Origin of the sequence: Actinomadura meyerae (genome assembly GCF_900188445.1) — a bacterium.
GTDB classification, from domain to species: domain Bacteria; phylum Actinomycetota; class Actinomycetes; order Streptosporangiales; family Streptosporangiaceae; genus Spirillospora; species Spirillospora meyerae.
On sequence record NZ_FZOR01000004.1, the window covers coordinates 115339 to 136653 of the forward strand.

The 21315-nt window shown below is 72.0% G+C and carries 12 protein-coding genes; 6 read left to right on the plus strand and 6 right to left on the minus strand.

Annotation, left to right across the window (positions count from 1 at the left end; all coding sequences use genetic code 11):
• Positions 1-15: 15 nt before the first annotated feature.
• Positions 16-840: an abortive infection family protein gene (locus CHF16_RS06405; protein WP_089324977.1), complete on the plus strand. Its 825-nt coding sequence runs from the start codon at positions 16-18 to the stop codon at positions 838-840.
• On the opposite strand, the gene CHF16_RS06410 is transcribed toward CHF16_RS06405, so the two are convergent.
• Positions 822-2909 (minus strand): GmrSD restriction endonuclease domain-containing protein, encoded by a 2088-nt coding sequence (locus CHF16_RS06410; RefSeq protein WP_089324978.1) that lies wholly within the window; start codon positions 2907-2909, stop codon positions 822-824. The genes CHF16_RS06405 and CHF16_RS06410 overlap by 19 nt on opposite strands.
• Before the next feature lie 222 nt (positions 2910-3131).
• Here CHF16_RS06410 and CHF16_RS06415 point away from each other — a divergent pair, with 222 nt between their 5' ends.
• Genes CHF16_RS06415 through CHF16_RS06425 form a run of 3 tightly spaced genes read left to right on the plus strand, consistent with a single transcriptional unit; the run spans position 3132 to position 8534 of the window.
• On the plus strand, positions 3132-4391 hold the full coding sequence (locus CHF16_RS06415) for an HNH endonuclease (protein ID WP_143227895.1): 1260 nt from the start codon (positions 3132-3134) through the stop codon (positions 4389-4391).
• A gap of 37 nt (positions 4392-4428) precedes the next feature.
• Complete coding sequence (locus CHF16_RS06420; RefSeq protein WP_179271414.1) at positions 4429-7368, plus strand: AAA domain-containing protein; 2940 nt, start codon at positions 4429-4431, stop codon at positions 7366-7368.
• Positions 7368-8534, plus strand: a complete 1167-nt coding sequence (locus CHF16_RS06425) for a hypothetical protein (protein ID WP_089324981.1) — start codon at positions 7368-7370, stop codon at positions 8532-8534. The genes CHF16_RS06420 and CHF16_RS06425 overlap by 1 nt, the downstream gene beginning before the upstream one ends.
• Before the next feature lie 34 nt (positions 8535-8568).
• Here the strand turns inward: CHF16_RS06425 and CHF16_RS06430 are convergent, their stop codons facing one another.
• From CHF16_RS06430 to CHF16_RS06445, 4 genes are all read right to left on the minus strand, one after another.
• A complete protein-coding gene (locus tag CHF16_RS06430; RefSeq protein WP_089324982.1) occupies positions 8569-9171 on the minus strand; it encodes a class I SAM-dependent methyltransferase in 603 nt (200 codons plus the stop codon).
• A gap of 235 nt (positions 9172-9406) precedes the next feature.
• The gene (locus CHF16_RS06435) at positions 9407-10819 is read right to left on the minus strand and encodes a tryptophanase (protein WP_218826543.1); all 1413 of its coding nucleotides are present in this window, start codon (positions 10817-10819) and stop codon (positions 9407-9409) included.
• Positions 10816-11967, minus strand: a complete 1152-nt coding sequence (locus CHF16_RS06440) for a tryptophan dimethylallyltransferase family protein (RefSeq protein ID WP_218826544.1) — start codon at positions 11965-11967, stop codon at positions 10816-10818. Before CHF16_RS06440 ends, CHF16_RS06435 begins: the two co-directional genes overlap by 4 nt.
• A gap of 121 nt (positions 11968-12088) precedes the next feature.
• Positions 12089-15037 carry an AfsR/SARP family transcriptional regulator gene (locus tag CHF16_RS06445; protein ID WP_281259326.1) on the minus strand — a complete coding sequence of 983 codons (2949 nt, stop codon included), beginning with the start codon at positions 15035-15037 and terminating at the stop codon, positions 12089-12091.
• Positions 15038-15237: 200 nt separating this feature from the next.
• Here CHF16_RS06445 and CHF16_RS06450 point away from each other — a divergent pair, with 200 nt between their 5' ends.
• Both CHF16_RS06450 and CHF16_RS06455 read left to right on the plus strand, forming a co-directional pair.
• Positions 15238-17232 carry an N-6 DNA methylase gene (locus CHF16_RS06450; protein WP_089324984.1) on the plus strand — a complete coding sequence of 665 codons (1995 nt, stop codon included), beginning with the start codon at positions 15238-15240 and terminating at the stop codon, positions 17230-17232.
• Between the two features lie 62 nt (positions 17233-17294).
• Positions 17295-18812, plus strand: a complete 1518-nt coding sequence (locus CHF16_RS06455; protein WP_089324985.1) for a serine/threonine-protein kinase — start codon at positions 17295-17297, stop codon at positions 18810-18812.
• On the opposite strand, the gene CHF16_RS06460 is transcribed toward CHF16_RS06455, so the two are convergent.
• On the minus strand, positions 18790-20859 hold the full coding sequence (locus CHF16_RS06460) for a UvrD-helicase domain-containing protein (RefSeq protein WP_089324986.1): 2070 nt from the start codon (positions 20857-20859) through the stop codon (positions 18790-18792). The two genes, CHF16_RS06455 and CHF16_RS06460, sit on opposite strands and share 23 nt — an antisense overlap.
• Positions 20860-21315 lie beyond the last annotated feature (456 nt).

A 21315-nucleotide genomic window follows, 5' to 3' on the forward strand; every position in this document is an offset into this window, starting at 1 on the left:
CACGAAAGGCGACGGATGTCCGAAGGAAGGCTGCTGAGCGACGCGTCCATCGGTGCGATCGCGGACCTCGCCCGCTCGACGCCCGACGTCGAACGCGTCCTCGGCGACGCCGGCATCACACTGGAGGTGCTGCCGCCGGTCCGCGACCGGGGCGCGGTGATCGTCCCCAACGTCAGGCAGCGGCTGGTCAGGACACTCAAGGCACTCGACCTGGCGGACCGCTCCACGGTGAACTCGGTACTGGCCGCCGCGGCGAAACTCTCCGAGATCTACCAGAACGCGCCGAACGCCACTCCGGGGAGGCTCGCCCGGCTGCGCGACTGCCTCGCCGCCGACGGCTACCACGTCGACAAGGCGGGCGACCCCATGGCCGCGATCCGCTCACTGGCCGACACCGCCGGGCGGGTACTCGCGGACGCGTCCGCGATCCGTGCCGAACTCACCCGCCTGGAACGCAACCTCGGCGCCGACCCCAGCCAGGACATCGGGGCGGCCAAGCGCCTGATCGAGTCGACCGCGAAGATCATCATCGTGCGGACGGGGGGCACCGTCCCTCGTAACGCGAAGGTGCCCGACCTGATCGACAGGGCGTTGACGAGCGTGGACACCTGGTCGACCAGTAAACACCGGAACATCCAAGAGATCTTGGGCAGCCTGAAGCAGGCGGCGATCGGCGTCAACAGACTGCGCAACAATGCGGGCGACGGGCACGGCGGTGTGACCGCCGTGACGGGCATCGACGACCGGGACAGCCGTCTGGCCGTCCGGGTCGCCATCGCCTGGTGCGCCTACGTCCTGGACTGCTTCGGCGACCTCCCCGCTCACTCGTCCGCGGACTGAAGCCGCCCCGACTGCCGCATGTACTCCGACCTGAGAGCGGACAGGGGGCGCACCACGTCGTCGACCGGGGTGTGCCAGAATTCCCACCCGTTCGCCGTCGTCCCCAGGACGGCCGCCGCCGCGGCGGACGGGGACTCGTAGATCTCGCCCTCGATCTCGATGAAGCCCTCCGACGTCACCAGCGCCGTCGCGTTCTCACCGTCGACTCGGCGATCGACGAGCGTCGCGCCCACCTCGAGAACACCCCGCTCGACAAGGTCGGAGAGCTGCACCCCGTGAAAGGTCCGGCGAACCGGGATCCGCGCCTGCCCGTCGGGGGACGGATAGTCGGGGGAGTAGTCCGGGTCGCCGAGAAGCGTGAACGCGTCCCGGATCACTCGCGCCATTCCGGCCTGCCTCGCCGACAGGAAGTCCTGGTATCCCATCTCCTCCCAGCCGTCCGGCAGGGCGTGCAGATACCGCTGGCGAAGGAGCTCGTCCTCGGTGAGACCGGACGCCTCGACCTCTGCGGGCCAGAAACGCGCCGGGTCGTCCTCACCGGAGCCTCTCTTCCAGTCGACCAGGGTCATGTTCGCGATGCGGTTGCTCAGCTGCGCCCCGCCGATCTGACCGGCGCGCTGCAGATGCGCCCGCGGGAACAGGTGGTGCCGCCGGATGCCGTTCTTGCTGGTCTTCGCGGGGTCGAGGACCGTGCGCACGCTCGTCCGCGAGAGGAGCACCGGCGCGTCATGGATGTTGAGAGCGGCCAGGTAGGCGGACAGGCTCGGTGACTTCGACGCCGACGTCGCCAGCTCGTTCGGCAGCCCGATGTTCCAGAAGTCGTTGGTGAGGGTGGAGTCGATGACCCGGTCGAGGGCGGCGCAGAAGGCGTCCGCGTCCCCATCGGGGAGAGCGCCGAACATGGCGAAGTCCCGCTCGGCCCGCGTCTCGAACGTGCCCGAATAGCGGGCGGTCATGTGCGCCATGAAGAACCAGCGGGCGATCACCGACTCCAGCCGTCGCGCCGGCACGGCGAAACGGCTGTGGCCGAACAGCCAGATCGCATACGTGAACAGCACGGCGTTGTCGCTCGACACCATCTTCGCGCCGCGGAAACCCGCACGCTCCAGGCACTGCAAGAAGGCATGCCAGTTCCCGAGGTCGAGGACGTGGAACTGGGCCTCGGCCAGATTCGCGAACTGCTCGTCGCGGCTCATTCCCGGCCCGCTCTTGCCGCGGAGGAGCTGGTACACCTGCTTGAGGACCGCGCGCCGGAAGGCCAGCCCGACGCTGACGCGGAGGAGCTGGTCCGGCTGCGGCCGCAGATACCAGTTGAACGCCGTTTCGCCGTTGAAGGTCGGCTGCCTCGCACTCCGGCAGAACTCCTCCAGGTCGACGCGTCCCTTCTCCCAGAAGACGCTCATCAGCGTGAGGATGAAGTCGGCCTGGTTGAGCGTCACTCCCTCGCTGTTGATCCGGACGAAGATCTCGGCGACCTGCTCCTCGTCGATCGACCGGGAGAGCTCCACCACCTTGAAGGAGTAGTTCTTGAGATCGCGGCAGCGGTCCAGCGCCTCGGTGAGGTGGTCCTGCTCCTCCTGCGCAACCTCCCGGCGCGAGGACAGGCGTTCGATGAACTTCCGGACGATGCCGTGGAACCCGGGCTCGGTCCACAGGACGCTGATGTCGGGAATGAACTCGGGATCCTTCTCGATGGCCGCGTCGGTGACCTCGAATCTGCCGTCCGCCGGACGGAACGCGATGCGGATCCGGGTCCTGTCGTAGTTCTCGCGCAGGACGTCGATGCCCTTCATGACCGCGTAGAGGGAGGTGAGCCGCTGCTGACCGTCGACGATGAGGTTGCGCGGCACGGCGTCCCCGCTGCCTATCCGCCGCGCACCCGGCTCCGCGTCGGTCTCCCAGAACAACAGGAAACCGACGGGGAAGCCCTTGTACATCGAATCGAAGAGCGACCGCACCTTGGTCGCCTTCCACACGAAGGGGCGCTGAATGTCGGGAAGGGCGACGTCTCCGCGGTCGATGGCCTCGACGAGATGGGCGACAGAGTAGTCCGTGGTCCGGAACAGCATTGCAGTCACGATCACCTACGCGTTCGATTACCGGGATGAGTCAACCCTAGGCGCAGGGGATGCCCGCCGCCGTCGCTTTGCGGAAGGGGCATGCCCGGCCGCCGGAGCATCGTCACATAAGGCGTGAATCCATCATTTACCCACATAGAGCCAGCAACCGTGTCGTATCGGTCAATCGTCGTCTTACTCGGTCGGACACGGGTGGTTCGCTACCATCTGCGCGTGCCTGCTTCAGAGTCCACCCGTCGAAGGCTGTTCGAGCGTGGTGGCGGCCGGTGCGCGATGTGCCAGCGCTCCCTGGTGATCGAGGCCACGCCCGGCGGCGCCGACTACCACATCGCCGAAGCGGCGCACATCGTCGCGGAGAAGCCCGGCGGGCCCCGGGGCGCCGTCGATCGGCCCGCCGACATCGACGGCATCGACAACCTGGTGCTCCTCTGCCCGTCCGACCACCGCATGATCGACAAAGGGGACGGGCGGCGGGTGTGGTCGCGCCGCAAGCTCCTGCAACTCAAACGCGACCACGAGTCGTGGACGGCCGTGCTCGCCAGTCGGCCATCGACTCCCGCCGCCGGCCGTCACACGCGGAGCGGGCCGCCGGGCCCGGGTGATGTCATCGTCGTGGACGGCGAACCGTACCGGCTCTGCGCCGAGCGCGCCGTCCACCGAGATGTCGCCGACCACACGGAAGGCGCCTACGAGACGGCCGTGCACTCCGGCGGGTCGGGCACCTGGTGCCAGGGGCACGTGTACGGGGAGGGCGCGACTGAAGGACATGCCTGGCTGCGCAGGTCAGACGCCCCTCCGGGGACGGACGGCCTGCGGGCCGCACTCGCCGATGAGGCAGCGCTGCTCCTCGAACTGCCCCCTCACTCCGGCCTGCCGTCCTTGCTGGGCCTGGAGATGACACCGCAGACGATCAGCCTGGTCACGGCGATGCCGTCGCCCGTGACGCTCCGCGACCGTCTCACCCGCACCCGGCCGCTGCCCTCACATGACGAGCTGACCTTGCTGGCGGGCGCACTTCCACGCCTCGGCGACGCGCTCGGGGCACTGCACGACCGCGGCCTGTCCCACAGGGCACTGAGCCCCGGAACGATCCTGATGCCGGAACCGGGCACCGCCCTGCTCCGCGACCTCGGCCTCGCCGCGACCGCGCCGCGGGCGGGGGAGAAGGACGACCTCCACCACGCGCCTGAACAGGCAGCGGGCGCCACGCCGCCCGGACCGCCCGCCGATGTCCACCGCCTGGCGCGCATCCTCTACGAGCTGATCACCGGGCGCCCCGCGGGTCGCCGCGGACGCCACGTGGCGCCCTCGGTGCTCAACCCGGCCGTCCCCGCCAGGTGCGACGGCATGTTCCTCCGGGCGCTGGACGCTGACCCCGCGCGAAGGCCTCCCGTTCGAGCCTTCGTATCGAGCCTGCGGACGGCGATCGAGACCCCCGATGGGCGGCGCTCCTCCCCGGACCGCCGGTACTGACACCCCCGACGCACAACGGCCGAAACGGAGTGGCGTGGTGCCCGACCACCAAGTCGACCTGCCAAGCGCGATCCATCTCATCTCCTCGATGCGCTTCGTCGAGAAATTGGCGGAGCGGCGGGCCCGTTACCCGTTCCTCCCCGACGTGGAGGGCATCAGGAGTGATCTCAGCGAGATGGCGCACCGGGGACCGGTTCCGGCGCGGGTGAAGAGCGGGCAGGCTGACCGGAGCGCCTTCCTCGAGATCTACATCGACGGCCGGTACGTCCTGGCCCTCTACGCCAGGGAGCGCGGGAACGGATACTCGGTCAGCAACGCCTATCCCATGAACTTCGGGCACCACGACGACATCGTCCGCGGCGCGTTGCTCATCCAGGCCCCGGCATGGATCTACCACGACCGGATCCAGGAACTGCCGTTCGACGCCGACGCCCACTGGGACCTCCTGCAAGAGCGGTGGCGGCTGCTCAACCGGGGCGGTACCGCCCCGAGGACCGCCGAGCCCACGACGCCGAAAGCGCACGAGGAGTTCCTCGACGCCCTCGACGCCGTGATCGAGAGTGGCCGCCGCGTCGAACTGGCCGCCGCCCGCACCGAAGGCATGATCTCCTACCGGCGGGTGGAGGCGTCCGCCGCGCGCCGCAGGTCCGCCCGGAGCGTCCACGACTTCCTGCTCACCGGAAGCCACCGCCCGCTCGTCGGCACCCGCCTGCACGTTCGCGGCGCGCCGGACCTGCGCGGACGCGTCGACCTTTTACGCGGCACCCTGATGACCGTCCGCTTCGAACGCCCCGTGGACCTCGACGCGATCCCCCGGGTGGGCGCCTTCACCGAATCCCCCTCGACCATCCCGTTCGACCGGCAGGCGGAGGCGGTGCGCATGCTCCGCGACGGACACTCCGCGAACCCGCACCTGCTGGACGTCCTCGCCGCGCACCGGTTCCGGCCCTTCACCCCGTATGCGGCCGAGCCCGCCCGCGCCCTCGACGACAGCCAGCGATCGGCGTTCCGCAAGGCGCTCGCGGTGCCGGACGTCGGCCTGATCCTCGGGCCACCGGGCACCGGCAAGACCCGCACGATCACCGAGATCGCCCGTGCGAGCGCGGCGAGGGGTGAACGGGTTCTCGTCACCTCCTACACCAACCGCGCCGTCGACAACGTGCTGCAGGAGTTGCCCACCGACCTGGTGGTACTGCGCGTCGGCCGGGAGGACGGCGTCACGCCCGGCTGTGAGCATCTGACACTGGAGGAACAGGCAGCGACGCTGCAGGGAGAGATCCTCCGCCGGACCGAGACGGCCTTCCGCTCCTACGCATCCGCCGAAGCGGATCAGGGCGAGGCGGCCGGCTGGTTGCGGCAACTGGACGCCTCGATCCATGCGCTGCACGAGGCGGAGGTCGACCAGCAGGAGGTCTCCGCCGCACTTCGGAGACGGTCCGACGAGCTCACCGCGCCGATGGACGAGCGGGCGCGCGACCTGAGCGCCGCCGCCGAAGAGCATCGTCGCGAACTCGCCGACCATGGTGCGTGCCTGGCCGCACTGGCCGACCGGCGCGAGCGCGCCGAGGCGAGGGCTCGCTGGCCGCTCATCGGTCCCCTGCTGCGGGGACGGGCGAACCGTCTCGCCGACGAGCATCGGCGAGGGCAACTCCATCGCGAGCACCTCGAGGCCACGCTCGACAGCGTCCTCCAGGACCGGGCGGCCGCCATCGAGGAGGCCCGGCGCATCCGCGAATCCTCGCCCGAGTTGTCGAAACTCCGCAGTGCGCTGGACGACGCGACGACCGAGGCCCATCGGCGTGCCCTGGCGGCGGCAGCGGACGCCGAAGAACTCCGGGCGCTGATCTACGGCGTCCCCGTCCCCGACCAGCCGGGCCCCGGCCTGCCCGAGCTGGACACGTTCCTTGAACTGGCCGCACGGGCCCTGGCCGTCATGCGCCGCCGCCTGGGCCTGCTGGCCGAATGGCGCGGGCATCTCGGCAGTCGTACCGAGCAGCTCTACCCGGAACTGATTCGCTACGCCGACGTGATCGGCGCGACCTGCATCGGCGCCGCCACCACCACCGCGCTCAAAGGGCTCGACTTCGCCCTCGCCATCGTCGACGAGGCCGGGCAGATCAGCACTCCCAACGTGCTCGTCCCCCTCGTGCGGGCGCGCCGCGCCGTCCTGGTCGGCGACCACAACCAGCTACCGCCCTTCGTCGACGAGCAGGTGGAGCGTTGGGCGCGACACGATCCCCGTGCGCACGGCCTCGTCACCAAGAGCGCCTTCGAGCTGCTCTTCCCCGGCGTACCCGAAGGACACCGCGAGATCCTGCGCTACCAGCGCCGCATGCCACCGGTCGTCGCGCGGTTCGTCTCCCGGCAGTTCTACAACGGTTTCCTGGAGTCGGACGTCGATCGCCCGCATCGCGACGCGCTCTTCGACTCGCCACTGGTGTTCGTCGACACCGCGGGCCTTCCCCAGCGGCGACGCCACGAACGCCGTCCCCGCCCGGACGAGCGCTGGGCCGATACCGGCTACGCCAACGACGCCGAGGCCGAGGTCATCACCGACCTCGTCGGCCACTATGACGGGAGGGTCGCCGACTGGGCGGTGATCCTCCCCTACCAAGCCCAGGTCGGGCTGGTCACCGAGATGCTCGCCGGACGCATCGCCGACGAGGAGCGGGCGGCCGCCGGAGTCGGCACCGTCGACTCGTTCCAGGGCGGCGAACGCGACCTCATCGTCTTCGGATTCACCCGCAGCAACGCCAGGGGCGCCATCGGGTTCCTGGATGAGCTCCGCCGTGCCAACGTCGCGTTCTCCCGCCCCCGCAGGCTGCTGATCCTCGTGGGCGATTCCACGACCCTCATGCGCGCGGCCGACCCGGGTTTCCGGTCCATGGCCGAAGCGCTGCTCCGCCATGTCCACCACAACGGCGATTCGCGCGACGTCCGCGAGATCCGGCCGCTGATCGCACGACAGGAGGCATGATGAGGGATCCGCTCTACGACGCCGCCCGTGCCGTGGAGGACGCGGCCGCGATGCCCGGCACGACGCCCGTCCGCCTGCATCGGATCGCGCTGCCGCTGTTCGCCGTCGAGATCGACGCGCTCATCGAGGAACGCCAGCCGTACGACCTGCTCGACCGCTTCGTCGGCCGTGCCATCGCCGAGGCCGGGCTGCGGACCGTGCCGGAGATCGCGGCCTTCCTCGGGCTGGACGAGGCGATGGTGGAACGCGTCCTGCGCTTCCTCGGTGGCGTGGGACACGTCGCCGGCCTTCCCGACGGGAGCTACGCCCTCACCGACCTCGGCGCCCGGTCCGTCCGCGACGACACCCGCTACGTGCCCAAGCGCGACAGGCAGAAGCTCTACTTCGACGGAGTGCTCGGCGGCCCCCTCCCGGCCGCGTACTACGGGCGCAAGGTCGTCGTCTGGGACAGGGCGCAGGCCACCGAACAGAAGTGGCACCGCCTGATGAGCCACGCGTGCGCCTTCCGCGAGGACGCCTTGCAGCGCCTCGCGGAGCGCCCCGACCGGCGGGACTTCAACGTCCCGGACGAACTTCGCGAGGTCGCCTTCCGCGCCCTCGACCACGCGTACCTTCCCTGCTACGTGATCCGCACCCGGACCTCGGGCGGGCCGTCCCTGCTGGCGTACTCCGCCGTCTCCGACACCCACGACGAGCATCTGGGCCGCCTCTGCCTCGGTTGGCCCGCACTGACCGGCACCCTCGACGCGGGTGACTCCAGCGACGTCCGCGCCGAGTTCGGTGGCTGGCTCGCCGAGCGCGACATCGACCCGGCCCAGCTGCGATGGACCGACGCAGGGACCCTGCGTCTCACCCTTCCCGCCACCCGCTTCAGGGCTCATACTGCGGCGGACGGCCGCAAGGGAACCTTCCCCTTGGTCCGCCTCGGCTCCTATGTGACAGCCCGCAGCCACGTACTGCAACTGTGGTGCGATGACCCCCGCCTGCGCCGCGCGGCCATCCTTGAGCGTGCGCTAAACCGCGTCACCGCGTCTAGGAAGCTCGGTGCCGCCGAGGCCGAAGACTTCCTCGCCCGTCTCAGCGTCCAGTTGGAGACGTCCCCCGTCACGCTCGATGACCTTCGCCGTCACGCCTACCACAGCGGGGAGATTCCCTTGCCCTTCTGACCGGTGACCGGTGCGACCCGCTCGGGCGCGCTGATCAGTAGTCGGGGCGGCGGGCGGTGAAGGAGCCGACGGTGAACACTCCCGCGCCGCGGGCGGCGTCCAGTGCGCGTTTGCCCTCCTGGAAGCGCGCGCCGTCCGGGCCGTCGTAGGTGAGCCAGCGGGCGCGGTCCTCGGGCGGTGTGCTGCCCCAGCACTCGACGCCGGGGTACAGGTCCTCGGCGGTCAGGACCTCGAAGCCCGCGTCGCCGATCATCGTGCGGTAGGAGTCCACGGTGCCGTGCCAGGGGATGCAGATGGCCTCCTCGACGGGCTTCATCCACCGCGCTATCTCGTCGGGCGTCCGGTACGGGCCGAAGGGGCGCTGGAGCCAGTCCACGCCCAGCAGATGCCCGCCCGGCTTGAGGACGCGGTAGGCCGCGCGGAAGAAGGCGTCCTTGTCGGGCAGGTGGCAGACCGACTCGAACCAGGTGATGCAGTCGAAGGTGGCGTCGCCCCAGGCGTGAAGGGTCTTGTAGTCCTCGTCTCCGATGGTCTCGAACGTGACCGTGGCCTCCAGGGCGGCCTCGGACGCGAGGCGGCGGGCCTGCGCGGTGAGCCACTCGTTGTTGCAGACGCCGGTCCAGTGGGCGCCGGTGATACCGCCATGTACACCGTCGCGCCGCCGACGCCCGACCCGAAGTCGAGTGCGCGGTCTCCCGGGCGGAGTCCGGCGGCGGAGACGAGGTGGCGTTCCAAATCCTGGGCGGCCTGGGCGGGGCTGAGGCCCCTCCGGTGCGCGGCCACGTCACCGTGGTGCCAGGTGGTGCCCATCAACCGCAGGTACGCAGGCCCGGCCGAGTCGTAGTAGTTCCGCACCTGCTGCTCGGTACCGTTCATACTCTTCCTCCTCGGAGGCTTGCGGGGGCCATGTCGTGGGCCGGTTCGAGCCGGACGCGGAAGTGCCGGAGGATGGGGGCCTGCCCGGTGATGCGGTAGCCGGGCACACCGCCGGGGTCGTCGGCGATCCGTGCGAGGACGTCGCCGACATGGTCGAGGTGCCCGCGGGTGTAGACCCGGCGCGGCAGCGCGAGCCGGACCAGCTCGTACGGCGCGCTGATGACGGGTTCGCCGTGCTCGTCCTCCCGGCCCAGGTACAGCGAACCCAGTTCGGCCGAGCGGATCCCGCCCTCCAGGTACAGCTGGCAGGCCAGCGCCTGGCCGGGGAAGCGGTGTGCGGGGATGTGCGGGAGCAAGCGCCCGGCATTGAGGTAGATCGCGTGCAGCCCCGGCGGCTCGACGATGCCGACGCCCGCGGCGCGGGCGCGTCCGGCCAGGTGTGCGGCGGCCTGCTCGCGGGAGGCCAGGTGGCCGGGGTCGAGCGCCTCGGCCAGCCCGAGCGCCATCATGTCCAGGTCGCGGCCCGCCAGCCCGCCGTACGTGGGGAACCCTTCGGTGGCGATCAGCAGCAGCTCGCAGCGCTGGGCGAGCGCGCTGTCGCGCAACCCCAGGAATCCTCCGATGTGGACGATCCCATCCTTCTTGGCGCTCATCAGGCAGCCGTCGGCCAGCCGGAACGCCTCCTGTGCCACCTGACGGGGCGTCCTGCCGCGGTAGGCGGCCTCCCGGCGGGTGACCAGCCAGGCGTTCTCGGCGAACCGGGCCGCGTCCAGGAACAGCGGGACGCCGTGGCGGCGGCACACCGCGGCGGTCTCGGCGAGGTTGGCCATGGAGACCGGCTGGCCGCCGCATCCGTTGTTCGTGACCGTCATCAGCACCAGGACGACGCGGGACGCCTCCGGGCCTTCCAGGACGGCCCGCAGCGCCTCGATGTCGATGTTCCCCTTGAACGGCCCGGCGCCGTCCAGGTCCCGCGCCTGCGGGCAGGGGAGGTCGCGGGCCTCACCGCCGGCGAGTTCCACATTGGCGCGGGTCGTGTCGAAGTGGGTGTTGCTGAGGGTGAGTTTGCCCGGCCCCACCAGCGTGGAGAACAGGATGCGTTCGGCGGCCCGGCCCTGGTGCACCGGCAGGATGTGCGGATAGGACGTCAGCTCCTCGACGGCGTCGCGGAAGCGGTGGAACGACGCCGACCCGGCGTAGGACTCGTCGCTCGACATCGCCGCCGCGAGCTGCCCGGACGACAGGGCTCCGGTGCCCGAATCGGTGAGGAGGTCGATGGTGACCTCCTCGGCGCGCAGCTCGAACAGGTTGTAGTGAACCCGCCGCAGCGCCGCCTCGCGCTGCGGCCGTGTCGTGCGCGGCAGGGGCTCGACGGCCTTGATCCGGTACGGCTCCATCGGCCCGGTCACCGCCCGGCCATCATCGGGCCGGGCTCACCGCTGCCGGGTGCGCCGACGGTGCTCCGGCGGACGGAGCTCCGGCGGACGGGCTGGACCCTGTACGCCTCCGAGGAGAGGTACGCCGTCACGCGGGGCGGGCACCGGTCGGCCTGGGCCAGCGTCAGGTAGGAGATCAGCCCGACGCCGGCGTCCAGTGGACGGGATGTCAGGCCCGCCAGCGCCCTGTCGAGGGGCCGCTCGTCGATGCCGTACCGGCGCAGTGCGTCCGCCGCGCGGTCCCTGGCCTGGCGGTCGTCCTGCACGTAGTCGCGCACCGGGACGTGCACGGAGTAGCCGCTGGGCCGTCCGGTGCGTGCCCGCGTGAACGAGAAGCAGGAGATGAGGGGCCGCCGCCGCAGCCGCCGCTCGGCGGCGACGAGATCGATGAACTCCGCCACCCGCCCGGGGTGGCCTCCCGGCATGGCGCGGGAGACGGCGGCGGCCTCGGCGGGGGAGAAGTCCCGATGCCTCACATAGACCTTGACCCGGGGAGCGGGCCAGTCTCCCAGGTCCAGCGCGAAGAACAGGAAGTCTTCGGGACGGTCGGCGCATCGCCGCAGCCCGGCGAACGCGTCCCCGTACCCGAGGCGGGCGAGCGCCTCGGCGACGGCGTCGGCCGCGCGTCCCGGGCCGTCCGCCGCCGGGTTGAGATAGACCTTCGCGCGGGGACGTCCGGCCGGGAACTCCAGCGCCAGCCACAGCGCGAACGGCCCGTGCGGCGCGGCGGGGAAGAAGAGGTCGGAGAGCGCGTGCAGGCGGGCGCACGACAGGACGCCGCGCACGGCCAGCCGCTCGGCCGTCCGGAGCCCGACGCGGCCGCTGCGCGCCATGTCGTCGGTGCAGCCGGGCTCCAGCAGCACCCGGGGCACCGGGGCGGCGCCGGGTGTGAAGGCCAGGGAGAACTCCACCGGCGAGTGGTCGTCGGACACGAAGCTCCGCGCGGGCGGCGGATCCAGCAGCGACAGCCGCGCGAGCGGTTCCAGCGCGGTGCCCAGCAGGCTCCGGGCCGCGTCCCCTCCGGTTCCGGACGCCTCGCACAGCGCCGCCATCTGACGCTGCGCACGCTCGCCGAACCACGGGCCGGCGCCGCCCGGCGAACGATCACTGTCCCGGGGCACGGGACCTCCCAGATCAAGGACCGGGCCGCCGCCCGGTGCGGTGTCGCGTGTCACAGGGCGACGATGTCCGAGCGGGCCGTCACACCGGTCGCGGGGCGGTCGCCCGGCGGTCACGCCCCGGTCACCTCCCGCCGGGGCCCCCGCGGAACGGCGAGATCTCGTCCACCACGGCCAGCGCGAGGCCTACGCCGTCCTCGGCGCCGTCGCCGCGGTTCCACGCCTCCGCGTACGACTCCTCGGAGAGCGCGCCGCGGACCAGCTGCTCGGTCTCGGCGTGCGCGGCCTGGAACGGGGCGAGGCCGATCATCGCGACGCCCGTCGCCGTCCGCATCCGGTGCGCGGCGCCCAGCAGCAGGGCCGAGTGCCGGTGCCGCCCGATGGCGGCGGCCGTCCACGCCAGGGCCTCCACGTCCCACACCGGCCCCCACTCGTCCTCGACGGACCGCTGCCGGACGACGGCGTCCCGCAGGAGCGGCAGGGCCAGGACGGGCTTGCCGTGCCACAGCTCGGCGAGCCCCTCGGACCACACCGCCCAGGAGGCGAGCCACTCGGCCCGCGCGGCCTCGGCCTCCGCGCGGAACACCTCGCAGGCGCGGAAGGCGATGTCCCGGGTGCCGAGGAAGACGGCGGACATGGCCCAGAACATGGTGGCCATGAGGGCGTCGCCCGGCCGGTCCGCCGCCCGGAACCCCTCCCGGGCGCGGGCCAGCAGGTGGAGCGACCCCGGGTCGCCGTGGATCAGCAGGTCGTGCATGCCTTCGAGGTAGGCCGACTCGGGGGAGCGGGGGCCGACCGCGGCGCGGCACTCCGCCATCGCGCCCGGCACCGCCTCCCGGTCCCCCTGGACGAGCACCAGGAAGGCCCGCATCGCCGCCGCGGGCGCGCGCACGGCGGCGGGCGGCCGGTCGAACCGGGCCGACAACCGCTCCAGCCAGTGGCGGCCCTCGCCGATGGTGCCGCTGAAGAACCACGACCGCGCCCGGATGAGGTTGACCGCGATCTCCAGCCCGGTGCCGGCGTGCTCGGGGGCGCCGGCGCAGAACTCCAGGGCGGCGCGCAGGTCGGGCAGCTCCCGGCTCAGCCGCCGCAGCCAGGCGACCTCGTCCGGCCCGTGGCACCCGGTGGCGGCGCGGACCGCGAGATCGCGGTAGTGCCGGCTGTGCCGGACCCGCGTCTCGTCCTCGCCGCCCAGCTCCCGGAGGCGCCGCCACCCGTAGCCCCGGATGGTCTCCAGCATGCGGTAGCGGGTCCTGCCCCCGGTGTCGCCCGCCATCACGATCGACTTGTTGACCAGGCCCGCGAGCAGATCCATCACCTCATCGCGGGCGATGCCCCCGCCCGCGCAGACCGCCTCGGCCGCCTCCAGGTCGAACGCGCCCGCGAAGACCGACAGCCGTGCCCACAGCAGCCGCTCGCCGGGGGTGCAGAGCTCGTGGCTCCAGTCGACCACGCCGCCCAGGGTGTGCCGGTAGCGTCCGCCGGTCCGCGCGCGGGGCATCGACAGCAGCCGGAAACGGTCGTCCAGGCGCGCGAGGATCTCCTCCACGCCGATGCAGCCGAGCCGCACCGCCGCCAGCTCGATGGCGAGCGGGATGCCGTCCAGGCGGCGGCACAGCTGCACGGCCGCGTCCCGGTTGCCCGCGGTGACGGCGAAGCCCGGTACGGACGCGGCGGCCCGGTCGGCGAGGAGCCGGACGGCGTCCGCGCGGTCGCCGTTCCGGTGTGCGCCGCCTTCGGTGTGGTGTGCGCCCTCTTCATCCGGGACGGCGAGGCCCGGGACGGCGAGGCCCGGGACCACGAGGACGTACTCGCCCGGCACGCCGAGCCGCTCCCGGCTCGTCGCGAGGATCCGCAGGCCGGGGGCCGCCCGCAGCAGCCGCAGCGCCAGCGCGGCGACGGCCTGGACCAGGTGCTCGCAGTTGTCCAGGACGAGCAGCAGGCACCGGTCGCGCAGATGATCCGCGACCGCGTCGGCCGGGGCGCGCGCCGACTGGTCGCGCAGGCCGAGCGACTCGGCGACCGTCCGGTCGAGCTGCTCGGCATCGGTCCGCGGCGCGAGCACGGCCAGGTCGGCGAGCCACGTCCCGTCGGGGAAGGACGCGGCGGACTCGGCCGCGACCCGCAGCGCGAGGCGCGTCTTGCCCACCCCGCCGACCCCGGTCAGCGTGACGAGCCGGGCGCCGTCGAGCGTCCGGCGGGCCTCGGCGAGCAGGCGCTCCCGTCCGACGAAGCTGGTCGTCTCGGCCGGCAGGTTCCCCGGCCTCCGGGCCCGCGGCACGGTGCCGGGGCCGGGGCCGGGGCCGGGCGCCGGGCGCAGTTCGGGGGCCGCCGCGAGGATCCGGCGGTGCAGGTCCTGCAACTCCGCCCCCGGATCGATGCCCAGCTCGTCCGCGAGCAGCGCGGTCACCGTGCGGTAGCACTCCAGCGCCTCCGCCTGCCGGCCGCACTGGTAGAGCGCCCGCATGCGCTGCGCCCAGAAGCGCTCGCGCAGCGGATGCGTCCCGATGAGGTTGCGCAGCTCCGGGAGAACGTGGGCGGCGCGGCCCAGCGCCAGGTCGGCGTCGATGCTCAGCTCGACCGCGTCAAGGCGCTGCTCGGTCAGGGCGGGGACGACGTCCTGGAGCAGGTCGGGCGGCAGGTCCGACAGCGGCTCGCCCCGCCACAGCCCCAGCGCCTGCCGCAGTAGGGCCGCCGCACGGTCGGCCGCGCCGCCCGCCTCCAGTTCCGCGCGCCCCTGCCGGACGAGCGCGCCGAACCGGTGCAGGTCCAGGGCGTCCGGCTCGACCTCGGCCATGTAACCCCGGGGATGGGTCAGCACGATCCCGGCACCGCCCTCGCCGAGCGCCCGCCGCAGGCGCATGACGTAGTTCTGCAGGGTGTTCCTCACCCGCGCCGGCGGATCCTCGCCCCACAACCGGTCCGCCAGCGTGTCGACGGGCACGACGTGACCGGCGTCCACGAGCAGGGCGGCCAGCAGCAGCCGGAGCTTGGTCGCGCCGATCGGCAGGGGGACCCCGTCCCGCCTGACCTCCAGGGGCCCGAGCACCCCGAACTCGTGCCGCACCCGCATCAGGCAATGGTAAACGATGCGCCACGATGAAGTCACTGTAAGTAATCGAAGTCTTGGCGGTGTGAACGCCGTCAACGGGTGACTCGATGTGCGCTCGGCGAGCGACGGTGCCCGCCGCCGGCGACGACGTGAATCAGATCAACCGGCGTGGTAGGCACTAGGGTGATGCCGATCCTGAACGTCGGCTGAAAGGAGCGCCGGTGCCGAACGACGCGACGGTGACCGCGGCGGACATCGCCCGCCTGGCCGCGGTGGGACGCGCGGCCGTGAGCAACTGGCGCCGGCGGCACGACGACTTCCCCCAGCCCGTCGGCGGGACGGCGGTCAGCCCGACGTTCTCCCTCACCGAGGTGGAGGACTGGCTGCGCGGCCAGGGCAAGCTCGCCGACTCGCCCGTCCGCGAACGCGTCTGGCAGACCCTCCGCGCCGCCGCGTCCGACGGTACGGACCTCGCCGACGTCCTCACGTTCGCCGGCGCGTTCCTGCTCCATCTGCGCGCGCGTCCTGGCCGCTGGGCGGAGCTGTCATCCGCCCCGGACGAGGAGATCGCGCGCGTCCTGCCCGACGAGATCGCGCCCATGCTGCCCGAGGCCGTCCGCGCGCGCGCCGACCTGACACCGCCGTCGCCCGTCCCGCTCGTCCGCGCCCTCTCCCAGCTCGTGGACGAGCTGGGAGTCGTCGACACCTTCGAGTTCCTGCGCACCCGCTACCTGGAGCACCACAGCCGCCGCGTGTACGTGACACCGGAACCGGTCGTCCGGCTGATGCTCGAACTCGGCGGGCCCGCGCGCACCGTCCTCGACCCCTCCTGCGGGACGGGCACCTACCTGCAGGCCGCCCACACGCTGTTCAAGGACATCGAGCGGCTCCTCGGCCAGGAGATCGACGACACGACCGCGCGCATGTCCGCGATCCAGCTCGCGCTGCGCGGCGCGCCCGCCGAGGTCCGCCCCGGCGACTCCCTCCTCGCCGACGCCTTCCCCGGGCGGACGGTCGACCTCGTCGTCTCCAACCCGCCGTTCAACGACCGCGGCTGGGGCTACGAGCAGCTCACGGGCGACCCGCGCTGGGAGTACGGCCTGCCGCCGCGCATGGAATCGGAGCTCGCGTGGATCCAGCACGGCCTGGCCCACGTCGAGCCAGGGGGGCATGTCGTCATGCTCCTGCCGCCTGCGGTGGCGGTCCGCCGGTCCGGACGCCGCGTCCGCGCCGAACTGCTCCGCCGAGGGACGCTCCGGGCCGTCATCGGCCTGCCCCCGGGCGCGGTGCCCAACATGGCCGTCGCGTTGACCGTGTGGGTCCTCCGACGTCCGGCCCCTGGCGACACACCCGCCGACGACGTCCTGATGGTCGACACGTCCTCCGACCCCGGCGACTTCGAGCGAACGGCCCTGGACGCCTGGCGCCGCTACGCGAAGGGCAAGTCCCCCGGGCCGGACTCCAGCGCCGTCGTGCGCATCATCGACCTGCTGGACGACGAGGTCGACCTGACCCCCGCCCGCCACCTGCCGCAGCGCAGCGCCCCGACGGCGGAAGGCTCCTTCGTGGCCGCTCGCGAACGCCTGGAGAAGCAGGCCGCCGAACTACCGCGAGCCGTCGCGGAACTGTCGTCCCTGACGCAGGCTCGCGCGCGCGCCGACGTCCCCATGACCACCATCGGTGAGCTGGCCAAGGCAGGTGTGGTGGAGATACTCCGTCCTCCCGTCAAGGTGCGGATGGACGAAGGGGACGTGCCCGTCCTGACCCTGGACGACGTCGCCCAGGGGCAGGGGCCCACCGGTAAGGCCGCCGCGGACCCCGACCACGTCGAGGTGGCCCCCGGTGACGTCGTCGTCTCGCTGTCCGCACGCCACCCCGTGGCCCGCGTCATCGCCGAGGGCGGCCCGGTGCTCGGCCCCGGCCTCGCCCTCGTGCGCGCCGACCCGTCCCGCACCGACCCCGACTTCGTCGCCGGATGGCTGCTGCTCGGCGCGCAGGGCGCCCGGCTGCGCAGCTCGACGTCCTCCGCCCGCTTCGACGTCCGCCGCGCCCGCCTGCCCCGCCTCACCCTCGACGAGCAGGCCGAACTAGGCCGGGCGTTCCGCAGGCTCACCGACCTGGAGGCCGCACTCCGCGACACCCACCGCCTCGGCGCCGACGTCCTGCGCCTCGGCCTCGAAGGGCTCGGCGCGGGCACCCTCCGCCCGCCCGGCTGACGCCGCCGCGCCCGCGCCCCCGCCGCCGGTACGCTGCCTGGACGGGCGAGCGGAGGTGGGCGTTGCGGCGGGGCGAGCTCCTCGGGGAAGGCGAGCGGTACGAGCTCGATCAGGCGATCGGGCGCGGCGGGATGGGCGAGGTGTGGCGCGCCTACGACCGGTTCCTCGACCGGCGCCTCGCCGTCAAGTTCACCCGCGTCGCGGACGAGGCCCTCGTCGGCCGGTTCGAGCAGGAGGCCCGCAGCACCGCCTGGTTCGAGCACCCCGGCGTCCCCACCGTCTACGACTTCGGCAGCCACGACGGATGCTTCTACCTGGTCATGCAGTACGTCGAGGGCACGACGATCGCCCACGTCCTCGACGCCGAGGAGAGGCTCTCCGTCTCGTGGGCGTCGATGATAGCCGCCCAGGTGTGCGCGGTGCTGAACGTCGCGCACCGCCGTCCGCTCGTCCACCGCGACCTCAAGCCCAGCAACCTGATGCTGTGCCGGGACGGGTCGGTCAAAGTCCTTGATTTCGGTGCCGCGGTGGGGCTCGGCCCAGGCGACGTACGCCGCACCACCACCGGCCTTGGCGCCCCCTACACGCCGGGCTACACGTCCATGGAGCAGGTGTACGGCAGTCCGAGCCCGCAGAGCGACCTGTACTCCCTCGGCTGCGTCCTCTACGAGATGCTCACCGGCCGCCAGGTCTTCCCCGGCACCAACGCCTACGAGGTACTGCGCCGCCATGAGGACGAGGTCCCGACCTCACCGAGAGCACTCAACCCTGCCATCCCGCCCGCACTGGACGCCCTCGTCCTGCAACTGCTCGCCAAGCAGCCGGGGGACCGCCCGGCCGACGCCGACGACGTGTACCACCGTCTCCTGCAATTCGTGTCGTCCCTGGAGCCGCTGCCGGGGATCGTCGACACGATCCCGGCGCAGCACCTGTACGCGAAGGCCGTCAGCCGCATCCGCCTCACCGGCAGAAGCCGCGACGAGCCCCAAGCGTCCCCGGAACCCGTCGAACTCCCGACCTACGACGACGTCGCCCAAGCGCGCGCGGAAGCGGGCGACCTGGCCTCCGCGGGCCGCTACACGCAGGCGGCCGAACTCCTCTCCGGCCTGACCGAACCCGCCCGTCTCGCCCTCGGCGACGACGACCCCGAGTACATGGGCCTCTGCCTGGACCTCGCCGAAGCCCTCTTCCAAGGCGGCGACTACCGCCGCGCCGTCCACGCCTACCGCGCCGCCGCCGTCATCCTGTCCGAGGTGTACGGACCGGACGCCCCCGAAGTCCTCAACTGCCGCGAGCAGGAGGCCGTCAGCCAAGCCCACCTCGGCGCCACGGGCACCGCCCTCGCCCACCTGCGCGAACTCCTGGACGACCTCACACCCGGCAGCCCCTACGACCCCCTCACGCTCCGCCTCCGCGAACGCATAGCCCGCCTCGAACTGGCCGCGGGCCGCGCAGGCGAAGCACGCAAGGAACTCACCGAACTCCTGACCGACGTCACCGCCCTGTACGGCGACGACCACCCGCAGGCCGCCGGTCTACAGGCCCTCCTCTACGACCTCAGCCAGGCAGGAACGGGCTAGGCGACCCCGAGTACGACACGTACAGGTGGTCACGCGCGCGCGTGGACGCCACGAACAGCAGGCACCGCTCCTTCTGGACGTCCTGCGCATGCGCCTTCGGGTCCTCACCCTCCGGCGTGATGGCCTTCGCCGACGGCAGCGACTTCTCGTCCGCCCCGATGACGGCGATGCACCGGAACTCCAGCCCCTTCATCTTGTGCATCGACCCGACCTGCACACCCGGCGTCTTACTGGGCACCTGGTAGGCGGTGATGCCAGCCTCCTTCAGCCGCTTCGCCGCCTTGCGCGCCACCCACACGTAACGCGCCGCGACCCCGATCGCTCCCGCCTCCACATCGGCGTCCAGCCACGCCCGCACCTGCTCGACGAGCCCGTCCAGCTCGGCGTCCATGTCCGGATACGCCCTCACCACGGGCCGCCGCCCGTGCATCGGCGACCGGTACCCGTCCAGCGTGTCGGCCGAATCGTCCAGCCCCTGCGCCGGCGACCGCCCCAGCAGGGGCACCGACCACGCCAGGATCTCCTGCGTCGTCCGATAGTTGATCTTCAGCTTGGTGCTGCGGCCCCGCACGTTGATCCCGAGGCTCGCCAGCGACACGTGGCTGTCGTAGATGCGCTGATGCGGGTCACCGACGATGAACAGATCGTCCGGGCCCTCCTTGACGAGCCGCCGCAGCAGCCGCCACTGCGCCGTGTGGATGTCCTGCGCCTCGTCGATGACCACATGGTCGTACTCGGGGCCGTCCACCAGGTCGGCGGCCTCGTTGGCCAGCTGGTGGAACGTCGACTTGCCCTCCTCCGCCAGCCCGTCCACCACATGGCCGATCGCGCGCCACACCACGGCCCGCTGCGCCTTCCCCAGCGGGACCCCGCGCCCCGCCCGCGTGCACGCGAGGTACTCCTCCTCGCTCTCCAGCCCCTGCGCCAGGACGATCTGCTCCCACTCCCGCTCCAGGAACGTCGGCGAGAACGGCGTCCCCTCCGCCGCCTCCTCCCACAGCGGCTCCAGCACGTCCGCACTCGCGATACCGGGCTTGTGATGCCGTCCGACGATCGAATACGAAAGCGAATCGACGTTCTTCACGTGGATCCGCTCGCGCACCGCGGCGTCATCGACGAGCAGATCGAGCTGCTTCTCCAACGCCTCCGAAAGGTTCCGCGTGAACGTCGTCAGCAGGACGCGCCCGCCCTTGCCCGCGAGGAACTTCGCCCGGTGCAGCGCCGTCACCGTCTTGCCCGTCCCGGCGCCGCCCGTCACCTGAGCGGGCCCGCTGTAAGAGGGCCGCAGCGCCACCCGCCGCTGCACGGGATGCAGGAAAATGCGCCACGTGTCGAACGGATGCTCGAGAATGTCGCGCAGCTCCTCGGGCCCATTGACGAAAACGACCTGCCCCGGCGTCCGCCGCATGGCCGTCACCAGATCGTCCGGGTCCACCGCCGCGGGCTTCTCCTCCGCCGGCAGGTACTTCGCGACCTCCTCCCACGCCTGCTGGACGCTCATCCCCTGCGCCAGCGCCAGCAGCGCCATGTACTGCGGCTCCGGCAGCAGCTTCTCCAGCGCCAGCAGATGCGCGTCCTCCGTCAGCAGCCGGACGAGGGGAAGCACGTCCTTGTCCACCCCGAGCCGCAGCAGGTCCTTCTCGAACACGTGCCCCAGCAGCCGGAAGACCTTCCCCTCCGCGGCCTGCTCCAGCGCCGGCGACAACTCCTCCAGCGCGACCTGGTCCCGCACCTCCAGCACACCGATCGCCTGGTTCACCGAGAACTTCCTGCTCCGCGCCCACTCGATCGCGTCATCATGAGCCATCACGGCCAGCAGGCAGTAGACGTCGCCCTTGTCCGGAGCCAGCACCACGCCGCGCCAGAACTGGTCGATCCGGATCGTCCGGATCCGCGGATCCTTGGCATTGTTGAGCTTCTCCAGATGCAGCCCCGCATGCGTGTGCTCCGCGAACTTCCCGATGGCCGCGTCCACACCCTTGCGCACCTTCGGCTCGAGCTTCGCGTACTGCGGCATGAACGAGTTCGCAATGGCCAACTGGGCCACCCCTGCACCGCCCTTTCACCCCACCTGACCCCGCGTCAGGCCTGAACATCCTAGAAGCGCCCCGCCCCCGAAAAGATTGAACCGCGTACAACCCCTCGTCCGCCTCCGGACAACCACGGAACTTCCCGCCCACCGACCAATCGCGCCCCGATAGATCTCCGACCCCCACCACACCCCGAAGCCGATCAGCGCGCCCCTGACACCGACCGCGGCCCCTTGCCCAACGGCCACAACCAGCCCGCCACCGGCGCGAGCGCCTACGCAACCTCGTCCCGCCCGCCCGCACCCAGTGAACGGCGGTGGCCAGCGCGACGGACGGCCACCCCACCCGCCTGCGTCAGCCGTCCTGGACGGCCGAGGTGCGCGATCACGGTGACACCCGATCGCTGAACCGAGGAGTCGGCAGGAGTGCCTCGGCGGAAGGTGCGTGGATCAGCACCTTCCGCCGAGGCCGGG